This is a genomic window from Sporosarcina sp. YIM B06819 (assembly GCF_033485175.1).
Classification (GTDB): Bacteria; Bacillota; Bacilli; order Bacillales_A; family Planococcaceae; genus Sporosarcina.
Window position 1 is genome coordinate 103,348 of the sequence record NZ_JAWLIQ010000001.1, and the last position, 14,824, is coordinate 118,171.

Annotated in this window: 16 protein-coding genes; 10 read left to right on the forward strand and 6 right to left on the reverse strand. The window is 39.1% G+C overall.

Annotated elements, in window-relative coordinates; all coding sequences use genetic code 11:
• Positions 1–40: 40 nt before the first annotated feature.
• From R2B72_RS00550 to R2B72_RS00560, 3 genes are all read right to left on the reverse strand, one after another.
• The gene (locus tag R2B72_RS00550; protein WP_318614143.1) at positions 41–703 is read right to left on the reverse strand and encodes a GntR family transcriptional regulator; all 663 of its coding nucleotides are present in this window, start codon (positions 701–703) and stop codon (positions 41–43) included.
• Between the two features lie 91 nt (positions 704–794).
• A complete protein-coding gene (locus R2B72_RS00555; protein ID WP_318614144.1) occupies positions 795–1,367 on the reverse strand; it encodes a VanZ family protein in 573 nt (190 codons plus the stop codon).
• A 27-nt stretch (positions 1,368–1,394) separates the two neighbouring features.
• Positions 1,395–1,910, reverse strand: coding sequence for a GNAT family N-acetyltransferase (locus R2B72_RS00560; protein ID WP_318614145.1), 516 nt, complete (start codon positions 1,908–1,910; stop codon positions 1,395–1,397).
• A gap of 127 nt (positions 1,911–2,037) precedes the next feature.
• Here R2B72_RS00560 and R2B72_RS00565 point away from each other — a divergent pair, with 127 nt between their 5' ends.
• Both R2B72_RS00565 and R2B72_RS00570 read left to right on the forward strand, forming a co-directional pair.
• Positions 2,038–2,625: a 3D domain-containing protein gene (locus tag R2B72_RS00565; RefSeq protein ID WP_318614146.1), complete on the forward strand. Its 588-nt coding sequence runs from the start codon at positions 2,038–2,040 to the stop codon at positions 2,623–2,625.
• Between the two features lie 158 nt (positions 2,626–2,783).
• Positions 2,784–3,506 (forward strand): SDR family NAD(P)-dependent oxidoreductase, encoded by a 723-nt coding sequence (locus tag R2B72_RS00570; RefSeq protein WP_318614147.1) that lies wholly within the window; start codon positions 2,784–2,786, stop codon positions 3,504–3,506.
• Between the two features lie 45 nt (positions 3,507–3,551).
• Here R2B72_RS00570 and R2B72_RS00575 read toward each other — a convergent pair whose 3' ends face one another.
• Complete coding sequence (locus tag R2B72_RS00575; RefSeq protein ID WP_318614148.1) at positions 3,552–4,139, reverse strand: class I SAM-dependent methyltransferase; 588 nt, start codon at positions 4,137–4,139, stop codon at positions 3,552–3,554.
• Positions 4,140–4,141: 2 nt separating this feature from the next.
• Positions 4,142–5,095, reverse strand: a complete 954-nt coding sequence (locus tag R2B72_RS00580) for a TIGR01212 family radical SAM protein (RefSeq protein ID WP_412177765.1) — start codon at positions 5,093–5,095, stop codon at positions 4,142–4,144.
• Positions 5,096–5,453: 358 nt separating this feature from the next.
• Here R2B72_RS00580 and R2B72_RS00585 point away from each other — a divergent pair, with 358 nt between their 5' ends.
• Complete coding sequence (locus R2B72_RS00585) at positions 5,454–6,638, forward strand: MFS transporter (protein ID WP_318614150.1); 1,185 nt, start codon at positions 5,454–5,456, stop codon at positions 6,636–6,638.
• Between the two features lie 187 nt (positions 6,639–6,825).
• Here the strand turns inward: R2B72_RS00585 and R2B72_RS00590 are convergent, their stop codons facing one another.
• On the reverse strand, positions 6,826–7,431 hold the full coding sequence (locus tag R2B72_RS00590; protein WP_318614151.1) for a TetR/AcrR family transcriptional regulator: 606 nt from the start codon (positions 7,429–7,431) through the stop codon (positions 6,826–6,828).
• A gap of 373 nt (positions 7,432–7,804) precedes the next feature.
• Between R2B72_RS00590 and R2B72_RS00595 the strand changes: the two genes are divergently transcribed.
• The 7 genes from R2B72_RS00595 (at position 7,805) to fabG (ending at position 14,749) form a co-directional block, all read left to right on the forward strand.
• Entirely contained in the window at positions 7,805–8,845 is a 1,041-nt protein-coding gene (locus tag R2B72_RS00595; protein ID WP_318614152.1) for a 2-dehydropantoate 2-reductase, read from the forward strand.
• A 6-nt stretch (positions 8,846–8,851) separates the two neighbouring features.
• Entirely contained in the window at positions 8,852–8,980 is a 129-nt protein-coding gene (locus R2B72_RS00600; protein ID WP_318614153.1) for a hypothetical protein, read from the forward strand.
• A gap of 12 nt (positions 8,981–8,992) precedes the next feature.
• Complete coding sequence (locus R2B72_RS00605) at positions 8,993–10,552, forward strand: sodium:solute symporter family protein (RefSeq protein WP_318614154.1); 1,560 nt, start codon at positions 8,993–8,995, stop codon at positions 10,550–10,552.
• A gap of 157 nt (positions 10,553–10,709) precedes the next feature.
• Positions 10,710–11,528: a 3-keto-5-aminohexanoate cleavage protein gene (locus R2B72_RS00610; RefSeq protein ID WP_318614155.1), complete on the forward strand. Its 819-nt coding sequence runs from the start codon at positions 10,710–10,712 to the stop codon at positions 11,526–11,528.
• A 29-nt stretch (positions 11,529–11,557) separates the two neighbouring features.
• Positions 11,558–12,922, forward strand: coding sequence for a TIGR00366 family protein (locus R2B72_RS00615; RefSeq protein ID WP_318614156.1), 1,365 nt, complete (start codon positions 11,558–11,560; stop codon positions 12,920–12,922).
• 35 nt (positions 12,923–12,957) lie between these two features.
• Positions 12,958–13,914: a 3-hydroxyacyl-CoA dehydrogenase family protein gene (locus R2B72_RS00620; protein ID WP_318614157.1), complete on the forward strand. Its 957-nt coding sequence runs from the start codon at positions 12,958–12,960 to the stop codon at positions 13,912–13,914.
• A gap of 94 nt (positions 13,915–14,008) precedes the next feature.
• The gene (gene fabG / locus R2B72_RS00625; protein ID WP_318614158.1) at positions 14,009–14,749 is read left to right on the forward strand and encodes a 3-oxoacyl-[acyl-carrier-protein] reductase; all 741 of its coding nucleotides are present in this window, start codon (positions 14,009–14,011) and stop codon (positions 14,747–14,749) included.
• Positions 14,750–14,824 lie beyond the last annotated feature (75 nt).

The following is a 14,824-nucleotide window of genomic DNA, read 5'->3' on the forward strand; positions in this document are numbered from 1 at the left end:
AAGCCGGCTCCCTCATCGTGAGGGAGCCGGCTTTTATTCTTTAATTTGACGGTAATGAATGAAATTCATCAATCGCGCGTAACCAGTTATTACGCATTATTGCAGCAACTGTTAGGGCATCGCGCTCTTGTAGTAATTGGATAATTTGACGGTGCTCTTCAATTGATTGTTCAGTTAAGACGATAGAGTTATGGAAAAATAATCGTCTAACATGTGCCTGAAGTGACTCAACCATCGACAAAATATAGGAATTATTGGCGATATCCACAACGATTCTATGGAATTCTTCATCGATTTTTAACGCAGAAAAGTAATCTTTTGTATAGACTGCTTCCGCAAATCTTTCATTCGTACTATCAAGCAATGCAATGGCCTCGTCGGTAAGATGTGGGATTGCAAGCTCCGCTGATAAAGCTTGAAGGGCAGCAAGTGGGGGAAGGAGTTCCGTAATCGAATTCCTGTCTACCTCAGTTACTTGTGTAGCTTTCCCAGGGAACATTTTGACGAAGCCCTGTACTTCAAGCAATTGCAAGGATTCCCGGATTGGCGTCCTGCTTACGCCTAGTGCGATCGCAAGTTCCGTATCGTTAAGCTTTTCACCTGCTTGAAGTGTACCATCGATAATCCATTGCTGGAGCTGGTTGAATGCATTTTCCTTCGCAGTCACACGAATCGTTTTTGCGTGATTCGTAGGTATCGGCATTGTGAATCACCATCCTGAATATGATATTATCTATTAAGTATACAGTAAAATGCTTACAATTGATATATGCAATATATTGCGGCGAAAGTTATTATTTTGCAAGTCTTGCAACGACTCGTGGATAAAATTTTCTTGTCAGGGCATACGCTCCGTATCCAAGCATAGCCCCCAAAGTGTTTAGCCATAAATCATCGATATCCGTACTTCTCGCTTGTGTCAATTGCGTTGTTTCAATAAATAAGGAGATGCCAAATCCAACTAGGGTAACCTTCCAAAATCGATTGAATCTTCTCCATAAAAGTGGAACCATAAAACCAATCGGAATAAAGATACAAATGTTACCCAAAAAATTAATGATTAAGGGTTGCCAATAATTCAATTCGGTGATGGCATAATAGTTATCTCGAAAAACTCTGAAAGGGATGAGATTGATATTGGCGAATGAGCGTGTGACGGTAGGTCCCGTATATAAAAAGGTTAATATCGTTTGTGAAAATAATGCCGTCATAAATAATAGGAAACCGACCACTCCGATTTCACGAAACAGACGAGGCTTGCCGAATCCGCGCAATCTATTATAAATGAGGCGAAAGAAGAGAATAAAGGGTAAAACGATGATCATATAAGGAATCATTTCACTAATATAGCCTATAATTGCGCGCATGGAAGTCACCTTTCTTTGCTAGACACCTTAAATGTCACGTCTATATTTTAAGGATATGTCCTGATCCTCTTCTATTGTTCCGTATGCCAATTCCTCATGCTGAAAGATGAACCCACGAGCCTCGTAGAAAGGGATGCCATAGTCGTTTCCTTTGGCAACAGACACCCATTGTTGTTGTGCACCGTATGTATATTTTTGGATTTTCGTAAAGAAGTCAAGCAGTCGAGTACCGATGCCTTGTCCCCGTAACGTAGGATCTAAATAGAGCACATACACCTCGCCCGACGTATCATTATTCATCCCACCCCCAATAGCTCCGACAATCTTTCCATCCATTTCCGCAATAAAATAGCCATGCCATTCATCGCTAATGAAGACGATTTCTTGCTCAATACGTTGCACATTGTAATATTGGTCAATCAGTTTTTGAATATAAACTTCACTGTAAAGTTTGGTATATGTAAACCATTGGCTCTTTGCGAGCACGTCTGCAATGCCTTTTGCATCGTTTTTGTTTGCCTTGCGAATGGATGCTGTTTTCATTATACACCACTCCAATCATGTAATATTGCATCGCTTTTTTGTAACGGGAAAGGTAAAGAACTGTAATGTTGCTGTAATATAAGCCTGCTAAGATAAGTATAGACTAAAAAAGCAGGGAGTAGAGTACTTGAGAAAAATTCTTGGAACACTCATCATTACGATTGCGTTATTGGTCACCGGGGCAAATGAAAGCTGGGCAGCACCTTCAACTTATACAGTGAAGAGTGGGGATACGTTATCCGAAATTGCAAAGAAGCATCATGTATCCGTATCTAAATTAAAAGCATGGAATAACTTAAAATCGACAATAATTCATCCTAAACAGAAACTAACAGTCGTCTCTAAAGGGAATACAGTTAAAAAGACAGCTACATCGAAGAAAGTTGTTGCAAAAACACCTTCGCGCTCGGATGAAGACAAAGTTGTCAAAGAATTCACTGTGTCCGCAAGTGCATTTACTGCAAATTGTAACGGTTGCTCGGGCGTGACTGCAACGGGCATTAATTTAAAAAGTAATCCAGATATGAAGATTATCGCTGTTGATCCAGATGTCATTAAACTTGGAACGAAAGTCCATGTAGAAGGCTACGGTTACGCCATCGCGGGAGATACAGGGGGATCCATCAAAGGCAATAAGATTGATGTGTTTTTCTCAACAAAAACCGAAGCGTATAAATGGGGCCGTAAAGAAGTTAAGATAAAAATACTTGAATAATTGAATAAGCACCAACTTTCCTTTGGGAGAGTTGGTTTTTTATGTTGAATAATCAAAACGGTACTTATCTGATTTAATAGCCGTTTGTGGAGTGATACACTTAGAGAAATGAATCGTTCTAACAAACAATCATGAGAGCTTACGGAGGGGAACAACAAATGGATGTGTTTATCGTCACAGGTGCTTCGAAAGGGATTGGGCTGGAACTGGCAACACAGCTTCGCTCAAAAGGGAATAAAGTGATTGGGATTGCGAGGACAGTGCCTGCGGACGTAGAGGATTTTGTTTGTGCTGATTTAGCACAAACAGGTAGTCTAACTGAGCTGATTGTTTCATTGATTGATGAAAATCGTAAGATGGCGACTAGTTTTACGCTTATGAATAACGCTGGTATGGTTGACCCGATTGGATTAATAGGATCCATAAGTGCTGAGGATATGACAACAGCGATGGCTGTCAATTTGACTGCGCCGATGATTTTATCGAATGCTTTTATTGCGAAGCTGAAGGATTTTACCGGCACTAAACGAATCGTCAATATTTCATCTGGGGCAGGGCGTAATGCGTATGAAGGATGGGGAACGTACTGTACAACAAAAGCGGGACTTGATCATTTTTCACGAGTTGTTGCGCTTGAACAGACAAATATAGCGTATCCTGTTGATATTGTTTCTATCGCACCGGGCATCATTGACACGGGAATGCAGGAAACAATTCGAGCGAGTCAGGAAGAGGTATTTCCATTACTTAAGCGGTTTATTGACTATAAAGAGCAAGGTTTGTTAAGTACGGCAGAACAGACGGCGAAGAAATTGATTGCATTTATGGAACATGAAGATTTCAAAGTGGTTGGTCCGATTGCAGATATTCGTAATTTTTGAATAGAAAAAGGTTGCCATAGATAAATGTGGCAACCTTTTTCTAATTCAATCCACTTGCCTAACTGTCTCAAATTCCTTCATCTTTTGAAGGGCGATAAGGAATGGTGGATTATTACGCTGATTGAGGATTTCGTATCGAGCAACGTGGACATCCGCTTGGTGTAAATTTTTTACATAGGCGAGAAGGGCGTCACGTTCTTCTTGACCACCTTCATGCCCATCGTAGACCGAAATCGCAATAATTCCTCCTTTTTTCAGCATGCCAAGCATTGTATGGATGGCTTTTATCGTTGAGTTAGGCGTTGTGACGATGGACAAATCTTCACTATGTGGCAAGTAGCCAAGGTTGAAAATGGCACCGCCGATTTTCCCGTTGATATATTGTTCAACATTGTCATGGCTGTCTAGCACAAGAGTGACACGCTCATTTAAGTCGCCAAGGCGATTAGCAGTGGCGTCGAGTGCGGCTTGTTGGATATCGAATGCGATGACATGTCCGTCTTCACCAACAAATTGGGCTAAAAATTCCGTGTCGTTACCATTACCTGCCGTCGCGTCGATGACGGTTTCTCCAGGAACGACTGTATCGTGGAGTAACTGTCTTGCGAAAGGCAGGATACGTAGTAGTTTCATATTTATTCATCCGTCCTTGCAAAATGTTTTCCTTGCCAGCTGCCACGGCGCTCGAGTTCTTTGTCAATACCGTTTAACACTTCCCATTTTGTGACACTCCACATCGGGCCAATCATCAACTCAATCGGACCATCGCCTGTGATGCGGTGGACAATCATTTCAGGCGGTAGGATTTCCAGTTGATCTGCGACAAGATTAATGTATTCCTCTTTTTCTAGAAATTCCAATTGGCCTTTTTCATATTGCTTGACCATCGGTGTTCCTTTTAATAAATGCAACAGATGGATTTTGATGCCCTGAACGTCTAGTTTTGCCACTTCACGAGCTGTCTCCATCATCATATCGTAATCTTCAAGTGGTAGGCCGTTAATGATATGCGTACAAACACGAATGCCCCGCTTACGTAGTTTTTCAACTCCTTCGACATAAGAAGCAAAATCATGCGCACGGTTAACGAGATTGGCTGTCTTTTCATGAACCGTTTGTAGACCGAGTTCTACCCATAAATACGTCCGTTCATGTAATTCTGCTAAGTAATCGACGACATCATCAGGTAAACAATCGGGGCGTGTGGCAATCGACATAGCAACGACACCTTCTTGTGCGAGTGCCGCCTCAAATTTTTCTTTTAGCTTTGGCAGTGGTGCATGTGTATTTGTATACGCTTGGAAATAGGCCATGTATTTGCCGTCTTTCCATTTTTTATGCATTCTTTCACTGATTTCCGCGAATTGGACATCAATCGGATCGACGCGATCGCCAGCAAAGTCTCCAGACCCCGCTACACTGCAAAACGTACAACCACCGAATGCAACAGTACCATCCCGATTTGGGCAATCAAACCCAGCATCCAGTGCAACTTTCATCACCTTAAAGCCAAATTCATCTTTCAAGTGACGTGACCATGTATGATATCGTTTTCCTTCAGACGGAAACGGGAATAGATTATTTTCCAAAGAATTCATCTCCTCTAATAGTACATTGTATCATGTTTTTAACTTAATGCAGCGGAAATTCACCCCCGCTGCATTAAGGAGGAATGAAGTTCAATTCCTCCCTGTTAAAGCCTCCGGCGGATGTCACAGATTTTGTATGGAGTTAGAAGGCAACCAAAGAGCGCCGCGTCCTGCGTCAATGGTTGCATACCTGCATCCTGCAGGCACAAGCGCAATTCAAAATCTGGACGCAATTCCGCCTTGGCGTAATTGATACAGGTGTATCATCTGAATTATGGAACATCTTGTGTACGTATTGTTGAATTGCAAAAAAAAGAATACACTCAATATTGTAACTTTAAATGAACGGAGGCAGATTATGCCTAAAAAAGTATGGCTTCTTGTAATTGGAATGTTTATCAATGTCATGGGAAACTCATTTCTATGGCCGTTGAATACAATCTATATGCATGATTATTTAGGGAAATCGTTATCGGTCGCAGGGCTTGTTCTCATGGCAAACGCTGGCGCGGGGGTTGTAGGAAATTTGCTGGGCGGTTATTTATTTGACCGTTTTGGTGGCTATCGAACGATAATAGGAGGGATTCTTCTTTCTATGATTGCGTTGGCTGGTCTAGTATTTCGACATGACTGGTACCCTTACGTCACTTTTTTGACGCTACTAGGGTTTAGTGGAGGAATCGTTTTCCCTAGTATGTACGCAATGGTAGGGACAGTTTGGCCAGAAGGCGGACGAAAAGCGTTTAACTCCATCTATCTTGCACAAAATGTTGGGGTGGCCATTGGACCTGCTCTTGCTGGTTTTGTTGCAGTTGCCAGCATTGACTATATTTTTTCAGCGAATTTATTCTTTTACGTACTGTTTTTCCTTATCGCATTCTTTGGTTATAAAAAACTCGAAATTGCGCCAGATAGACATACTAATGTGATTCGGGAGAAGAAGAAAATCAAGCATAAGGCGCCTTTCTATGCGCTGCTCATTGTGACGTCGGGTTATTTGCTGACATGGCTGATTTATTCACAATGGTCGACAACGATTTCGACGCACGCCCTATCACTCGGTGTGACATTAACAGAGTATAGTTTCCTTTGGACGTTGAATGGGTTATTAATTGTTGCTGGGCAACCTCTCATTAATCCGATTATTAAGCGATTGGAGCACAAGTTGAAGGCTCAGGTTGTCATAGGGATTGTCATCTTCCTTATTTCATTTATTGTCGTTAGCTTTGCTGGGTCGTTTAAAATGTTTGTCGTGTCGATGATGATCGTGACGTTTGGGGAAATGTTTGCGTGGCCAGCCATACCGACGCTTGCTAGTAAGCTTGCGCCGAAGGGGAGGGACGGCTTTTATCAAGGAATTGTCAATTCTGCGGCAACCATTGGTCGGATGATTGGTCCATTTGCAGGCGGTGTACTAGTCGATTTATACGGCATGCAAGTAATGCTGTTCATATTGACAGCATTAGTCAGTATTGCTATTATTCCTACACTTCTATATGATCGGCCGTTGAAAAAAGCGGGATATGAACCGGGGGGGAGTTAATTTTTATCTTTTCCATGGGGGTCCAACCTTAACATTTTTGGGAGAATCATGCAGATGGAAAATGAAAAAGTAGACCAAACAGTATTGTTGTGTGGTTATATTGGAAAGCAAGAATCTGAGGAGGTAATCTCCGATATAGACTCTTGCTTTTTCTTTTGGTTGTAAAAAGGCTTAAAAGTAAATAATTCTAGTTTAGCCCCTTCAGTCCTCTAATCATCGTATCTGTAATGTAGTGAGCTGAATCAGGCAAACTGCGATCGTCTTGGCTTATGCTCCAATAGTATATAGCACCCATCATAGTTTGATTCATCATCATTAATAGATTCTCAATTTGAGAAGTAGAATCAATTGGTTGTGTTCTCTGGATTTCTTCGGCAAAAGATATAAAAATGCGAGTTAGTTCACGATCCTTGTTTAAGAAATAAGTATGTTCTTTTGAAAGTGGCGCAGAGCTATAGATGATTTTCATTAGATCCTTACCCATATGGTCATTAATAAAGCACATGGCCTCGTGAAAAAATATTGTTATCTTTTCATACACGTCGATACCTTCGGGCATAGTTTCTATTACCTGTGTATAATAGTCATCCACTTCAAAGAATTTTACTAAAAATATAGTTGATTTAGATGTGAAATGCTGATAAAAAGAACCTTTTGATGATCCGCTTTTTTCACAAATATCTTCGACGGTTACTTTATCATAGCCTTTTTCCGTAAATAATTTCAAAGCAGTTTCCAAAATTCTCTTTTGTGTTTTCTTTCCTCTAGTTTGTTTGTTTTTTTGTGTAATCAAAAAAATCACTCCAAATTTATAGTTGACAGAATATTATCACTTGAAATACAATCGAACTACAGTCTAATTATAACTAGACTACGGTCTGAATATATTTTATAGTAAGTGAATCGTTTTTGCAATTAATGTTCAATCGAAGGAGAGCGTTTACATCTGAAGGGGATGATGATGAGGGTTTGGATAAATTATTCATACAAGAAAAAGTTGAGAAATCCATTGGCTTATTTTTTAATGTATACCATAATTCACTGGTTAAGTTAAAAGAGAATTAGCTTCATTGCCCCTAGGTTATTGTAGTAGACAAAGTGTCAAATGCTTGTCTAATCTTTTATCTTAGTTGGGTAAAGCAATTTATACGTGGGGGGACTACATGATGAAGATTGGAATAATGGGTGTGGGATCATTGGGTACTATAATTGGAGCTTTACTAACGGAGGGAGGAGAAAATGTTGATTTAATAGATATTAATAAGGCTCATGTTGAGGAGTTGAATAGCTCAGGTGCGAAGTTAACTGGTTTTGTTAATAAGACGGTAAAAGTGAAAGCGTTTACACCTGATAATTTGACAGATAGTTATGATTTGGTTTTTTTATTAACAAAACAAGTTTATAACAAGGAATCGCTTGAGCAATTATCTCCACATTTACATGCAAAGAGTATTGTTTGTACATTACAAAATGGTGTACCAGAAGATTTGGTTTCATCTATTATCGGAGCTGAGCGCACAATAGGCGGAGTTGTTGGTTTTGGTGCGACTTGGAAGGGGCCTGGTGTATCTGAGCTTACGACTGAGTGGGAAGCTGTTAGAAAGTATGCATTTGATATTGGAGAAATAAATGGTGAGTTGACACCGCGTCTAGAGAAAGTTAAGGCAGTATTAGAACATGTTGGACAGTGTAATATAGATTCAGATATTTTAGGAGTCAAGTGGTCTAAGCTATTAATGAATGCGACGTTTAGTGGAATGTCTGCGGCTCTTGGTTGTACATTTGGCGATGTTATGGAAAATAAAATTGCGATGACTAGCCTTGCATATATTGCCGATGAAACGATTAAGGTCGCACACGCTAAAGAAATTAGGCTTGCACTGATGCAGGGGAAAGACATGGAGTTTTTGGAGCTTAAGAATCATAATGTCAATGAGAAAATGGCTTTTTATGAGGAAGTATGGGCGCCTCATAAAAGTTTGAAAGCTAGTATGTTACAAGATTTAGAGAAAAAAATAAAAACAGAAATTAATTTCATTAATGGATATGTGTCTGCAATGGGAGAGGATAGTGGGGTATCTACTCCTTTCAATGATTTGGTTGTCAAGCTTGTATTAGCTGCTGAAAAAGAAAAGATAGTTCCTAAAATGTCTGATAATCTGATTCATTTCGAACGACTGAATAAAGAAATACACATAGGAGTGTGATGTGGGATGGCTGTTACATTATGGATATGGGTGATCGTTGTTATATTGGGGTTAAGCATAGGTACTTTTCTATTATATAAAATAGAGAAGTCAGGCGTTGAGCGTTGGGGTGCTTCTGGAAAGTTATTTAAATAAGGGGGTTTTGGTATGTGGTATATTGCTGTTTTTGCCTTGTATCTTTTATTTATCGTGTATACGAGCTTAGCGAGTTTAAGGAAAGTGGAATCATTGTCTGATTTCACCACAGGCGGTCATCGGATGGGATTAATGATTGGTGTAGGTACATCGGTAGCGACTTGGGTAAGCGTTGCATCTGTAATGGGAGTCCCAGGTTATTTATATAGTTCAGGGGTAGCGGCAATTATTGGTTGGGTTGCGGGCTGGTTTTTTGGTACAGCGCTAATTCCAATCGTAGCATACAAAGTTCGGAGACCAAAGTCGCCTGCACGAACTTTTCCGGAGTTTATTCAATTTCGATATGAACCACTCAAGAAAAAAAGTCATTTAAGAACTCTGGTTGCTGCATTAATGGTTGTTGGATATTTCATATTTACACATTTGCAAGTTGTAGGTTTTGGAATTGTCTTTTCTTCAATTACGGGTATTAAATATGAAATAGCTATCTTTGCCTTTTTGATTTTCCTTATTTTCACAAGTATTGGTGGTTTTTGGTCAGTAGCAGTGACGGATTCGGTTAATACTGTATTGATCATTATTGGAGTTGTTTTAGGTGCGTTTGCCGTATTAAGTGCAACGGGTGGTTTCGCTAATATTTTTGATACACTAGCCACGACTACGGCTCCAACTATTGAAGGTGGAGAAAGTCTTTCAAAAGGTATTCTACTTACTCCGGCAGGGACATTTGGTTTGGGAGCTTTATTTTCAATCTTTATTTCGAACTCCCTTGGTGCTGCGGTTTCACCTCACTGGGTTTCTAGAATGTTAGCACCGAAATCAGTGAAAGTAGCGATAATGCAAATGATGATTTCAATGGTTTTGTTAGTCGCGATCTTTGTCCCACTAATTATTATTGGATTAGGAGCGAAAACGTTAATCCCTAGTATGCCAATTGGACAAACTACGGATTATATTATGCCGATGGTCATTATGAATTTTGCGCATCCATTAGTAGGGGCAATGACATTAGTTGCTTTATGTGCGGCAGCAGTATCAACGGCGAATTCAATGTTACTACATGCTGGAACATCTTTGTATTACGATATATATCAAAACATTTTTAAGAATAAGAAAAAATCTGAAAAAAATTCAAGAAATAACTTACGATTAACGGTTTATATACTTGGAGTACTTGCTGTATTAAGTGCGGTCAAGCCACCGGTATTATTGGCTATGGGTTTCACTTATGTCTATGCTGGATTCGGAGCTGCATTTTTCTTCGTGGTTTATCTCGGCTTATATTGGAAGCGAATGAACGCGTTAGCTGCATATACGAACATAATTGTTGGGACCTCAGTATTTATTATTGCAAAAATGATGGGAGCAACTAATCCATTTGTGATTGCGCTTTGTATTTCATTCGTTGGAGTTCTCATCGCTATTTATGTTGGGAAGAAGCCACCTGTAGAAGCGTATGAGCCGTACTTTGAAGTTGAAGTAAGTGAGAACACTGAAGCTGCAATTAGGGAAGTAAGAAATGAGGAAATAATAGTAGAAAAAATGAAACCAGCTAAGATTGGAAATGGCTAAAAAATCTACTGAAATTTAAATATGTTGTTGTTTCAAGTGACTAAACATAGGCTCATAAAACAGTGAATTATAGGGTATTACCAAAGAAAAGTATGAAAGAATATCAAGGCGTAATTGATTTTAGTTAGGATAAAACTATGAACTGGGGGATTTTATGATGAAAAAACTAATTATTACATCTGCGACAACAGGAGCGGCAACAACTCGTGAAATTACACCTTATGTACCCTTTACACCGAAGGAAATTGCGGATTCGGTTATTGAATCTTGGGAAGCGGGAGCTGCGATTGGACATATTCACGTAAAGGATACAAATGGGGAGAATACTCTTGATGTAAACGTCTATAAAGAAGTCATCGATCGAGTTACAGATAAATGTGACATTATTTTAAATTTAACGACAGCAGGTGGTTTGAAATCGAATGATGAGGAACGTCTTCGAGTATGTGAACTAAACCCTGAAATGGCTTCGTTTGATGCGGGAACAATGAACTTTGGCAAAGAGGTTTTTTATAATACACCTACCTTTTTAGAGAATTTAGCTATAATCATGCAGAAAAGGAAAATCAGACCGGAAATCGAGATTTTTGATGTTGGCATGATTCACAATGCGATGCGTCTTGTGAAAAAAGGTTTAATTGAAGAGCCACTTCACTTTCAATTTGTATTAGGTGTACATGGTGGAATGGCAGCCACTCCAAAAAATTTAATGTTCTTGGTAGATAGTATTCCTCCAGGTGCTACTTGGTCAGCGATTGGTGCATCTAAAGATCAGCTTGCGATCAATACAATGAGCATTTTACTAGGTGGTCATGTGCGTGTAGGGATGGAAGACAGTGTATATTACCGAAAAGGTGAACTGGCAACAACAAACGCACAATTTGTTAATCGGATTGTCGATTTATCGACTATGTTAGGAAGAGAAGTTGCAACTCCTAATGAAGCAAGGGAGATTTTAGGACTGAAAAAAAGATAACTATCTGCAGAAGAGGTGGGTGAAAAGCTATGTTGTGGAAAATTTCGAAGAGGTTTCAATTTGCAGCTGATAGATATATTCCTGAAACATTGGTATTTAGCTTAATCTTGACGGTAGTAGTTATGGGGATGGGCTTATTTATAGCAAGTCCAATTGAAGTTGTTACAAGCTGGTATGGCGGGTTATGGAATATGATTGCATTTGCATTTCAGATGTCTATTATGGTTATTGCTTGTGGAGCCGCCGCCAAGGCCCCACAGGTCGATAAACTTTTAGTGAAAGTTGCAAAGTTAACGCAATCTAGAGTAGTTGCAGTTGTTGTTTTAATGTTAGTCGCAGTCTCAGCAAGTATTGTTAACTGGGCATTTGCTCTAATCTTGACGGCTATTTTATCTAAGAAACTTTCTGTCCATGTGAAGGGATTACATTTCCCTTTGTTGATCGCTCTTGGCTATTCGGCAATGCTTTTAGGGCAAAGTTGGTCACCAACTGCTTCTGTCTATGCATTACTTGCTACGCCAGGGCATTTTCTAGAGGATCAAATAGGTATACTTACTCAGTTTGAAACGACATATAATCCTATTAACACAGTAATTTTTTTTATTATTTTGATTGTGACATTATTAATCTCTATCTTTATTAAGCCTCCTTTGGAAGAAGTTGTTTCATACGATGAAACGAAAGACAATGATATTGCGCTAAAAGAAATGCAAGCAAAAGCAGACGCTGTAATAGTGAAAGAAGATAGAACTCCGGCGGATCGCATGAATAGTGGAAGATTTTTAATGTACTTCTTTGGGGCAGTTGGAATTGTAGTAATTATCAACTCCTTTATAACGAAAGGAGTTATTGGGTCATTAGATTTAAATTTTGCGATATTTCTTTTTATTGTTTTATGTTTATTTCTATATAACACTCCAGAATCATTTATGGGAGCCTTTAAAAGCTCAATTACATCTGCAACAGAGATTATGGTTATGTTCATTTTTTATGGTGGTATTATGGGGATTATGGCTGGAACTGGCTTAACAAAAGTAATGGCGGATTCTTTGCTTGCAGTAGCTACTACTGGTACTCTTCCTTTATTTACGTATTGGTCTGCCTCTTTCATTAACTTATTCGTACCTTCACAAGGCGGACAATGGATTATTCAAGGTCCAGTTCTTATCGAAGCAGCTCAGGCGTTGAAAGTGGATATTGGACTTATTGCAAATGCATTTGTTTATGGTGATGAAGCTACAAATCTATTACAACCACTGTATGCAATTCCTGCTCTCGCAATTGTAGGTATGAAACTTAAAGATGTATGGGGACTCATGGCATTTATTTGGGCTATCTGGTTCGTAGTCACTTCTCTAGCATTTGTTGTTCTTCCTCCGCTTTTTGGGTATTAAGATATAAGAGCATATTATGAATGAGAGGATGTCTAATGATGCTGAAAAAGATTGCTGTATTAGGTGCTGGAACGATGGGGCATGGAATAGCAGAGTCATTCGCAATACATGGTTACGAGGTAAACTTATTTGATAATGATGCAACACGTTTAGCTATTGCAAAAGAAGAAATAGAAGCAGAGCTTGAGTTATTAGCACTCGAGAAGTTTATTGAACCTGGTGTCGTACAGTCGATTCTAAATCGAATTACGCTAGTAACGGATTTGAAGCAGTGTGTAATAGATAGAGATTATGTTATTGAAGCAACTTTTGAGGAAATTGGATTAAAGCAAGAACTTTTTAAAACATTGGATGAGCTTTGCCCGCCACATACGATTCTTGCGAGTAATACATCTACATTGCAACTTTCTGAGATGACTAAATACGTTTCGGTAGAGCGAAAAGAGAAAGTGATTGTTAACCACTGGTATAACCCAGCGCATTTAATGCCGATAGTTGAGCTGTCTTACTTTGGGAATATGCCAGATTCAACGTATGGACAAATTGAAAAACTGTATGAGTCCATTGATAAAACAACTGTAAAGGTTCTGAAGGATATTCCAGGGCTAATTGCCAATCGAATTGCACAAGCAATCGCCCGAGAAGTCTTTTCACTTATTGAAATGGGAGCCGCCGCTCCTGAAGATATTGACAAGGCATTACAGGCCGGGCCAGCATTTAGATATGCAACAACAGGCCATTTAGAAATCGCAGATTTAGGCGGATTGGATATTTGGTATACTTCTGTCAACAACATACTGAAAGACATTGAAAGCACAACAGAACCAAGTAAATTATTAAAAGAAAAAGTGAATGAAGGAAAATTGGGAATTAAGACTGGTGAAGGTTTTTATAAATATGAAGCAGAAGAGGTTTTACTTACAAAAGAAAGATTTAATAAAAGATTAATCAATCAGTTAAAGGCAATGAAAAAAATGGCTGAAATCAGATAGTATGGAATAAATCTTGATCGACTCATAATATATTAATTGTTATAGATTGAACTAATCATTTTCTCACTAACTATCATTAAAGGGTGGAGTTACTATGAAATTATTGAATAAAGTCACACTCATTACGGGGGCTGGCAAAGGAATTGGCGCAGCGACGGCTAAAAAGTTTGCAGAAGAAGGTTCGAAAGTTGTTTTAGTAGACATTAATCGAGAAGATTTGGATCGTGTTGCGGACGAAATTTTTGAAATGGGTCAGGACGTATTAAAAGTCATAGTGGACGTCACAAAGAGATCGGAAGTTTTGAATTTATTTAAAGAAGCCAGCGAGCATTTTGGAAATGTAGACATTGTGATTAACAATGCAGGAATTGTACAGGATGCTCAAATTTTAAAAATGACTGAAGACCAATGGGATAATGTAATTGATGTCAATCTAAAAGGAGTATTTAATGTGGCTCAGGCAGCTGCCATTCTAATGAAAGAACAAGGAAGTGGGGTTATTTTAAATGCTTCTTCTATTGTTGGTACATACGGAAACTTTGGTCAAACTAATTATGCCGCTGCCAAATGGGGTGTGAACGGTATGACGAAAACATGGGCCAAAGAGCTAGGTAAACATGGTATCCGTGTAAACGCTGTTGCACCTGGATTTATTAGTACGGAAATGACGGAAAATCTTCCGGAAAAAGTTCAAGAAATGATGAAGAGTAAATCTCCACTGAATGCGATGGGTACGGTAGAAGATGTGGCAAATGGGTATGCATTTCTTGCATCAGATGAAGCAAAATTTATTACGGGTACCATATTGAGTATCGATGGTGGGCTTGTAATTTAAGTTGTGATATAAAGAGTGTAGATTATTTAAAAGTGGGTAGACATACTTTGAATTTAGCAAAATAACCTTTTAAAA

What these genes read in the sequence shown, in the direction of transcription:
- R2B72_RS00550 (WP_318614143.1), bottom strand. Translation starts at nt 703, where the DNA reads ATGCCGATACCTACGAATCACGCAAAAACGATTCGTGTGACTGCGAAG.
- R2B72_RS00555 (WP_318614144.1), bottom strand. Translation starts at nt 1,367, where the DNA reads ATGCGCGCAATTATAGGCTATATTAGTGAAATGATTCCTTATATGATC.
- R2B72_RS00560 (WP_318614145.1), bottom strand. Translation starts at nt 1,910, where the DNA reads ATGAAAACAGCATCCATTCGCAAGGCAAACAAAAACGATGCAAAAGGC.
- R2B72_RS00570 (WP_318614147.1), top strand. Translation starts at nt 2,784, where the DNA reads ATGGATGTGTTTATCGTCACAGGTGCTTCGAAAGGGATTGGGCTGGAA.
- R2B72_RS00575 (WP_318614148.1), bottom strand. Translation starts at nt 4,139, where the DNA reads ATGAAACTACTACGTATCCTGCCTTTCGCAAGACAGTTACTCCACGAT.
- R2B72_RS00585 (WP_318614150.1), top strand. Translation starts at nt 5,454, where the DNA reads ATGCCTAAAAAAGTATGGCTTCTTGTAATTGGAATGTTTATCAATGTC.
- R2B72_RS00595 (WP_318614152.1), top strand. Translation starts at nt 7,805, where the DNA reads ATGAAGATTGGAATAATGGGTGTGGGATCATTGGGTACTATAATTGGA.
- R2B72_RS00600 (WP_318614153.1), top strand. Translation starts at nt 8,852, where the DNA reads ATGGCTGTTACATTATGGATATGGGTGATCGTTGTTATATTGGGGTTA.
- R2B72_RS00605 (WP_318614154.1), top strand. Translation starts at nt 8,993, where the DNA reads ATGTGGTATATTGCTGTTTTTGCCTTGTATCTTTTATTTATCGTGTAT.
- R2B72_RS00610 (WP_318614155.1), top strand. Translation starts at nt 10,710, where the DNA reads ATGAAAAAACTAATTATTACATCTGCGACAACAGGAGCGGCAACAACT.
- R2B72_RS00615 (WP_318614156.1), top strand. Translation starts at nt 11,558, where the DNA reads ATGTTGTGGAAAATTTCGAAGAGGTTTCAATTTGCAGCTGATAGATAT.
- R2B72_RS00620 (WP_318614157.1), top strand. Translation starts at nt 12,958, where the DNA reads ATGATGCTGAAAAAGATTGCTGTATTAGGTGCTGGAACGATGGGGCAT.
- fabG (WP_318614158.1), top strand. Translation starts at nt 14,009, where the DNA reads ATGAAATTATTGAATAAAGTCACACTCATTACGGGGGCTGGCAAAGGA.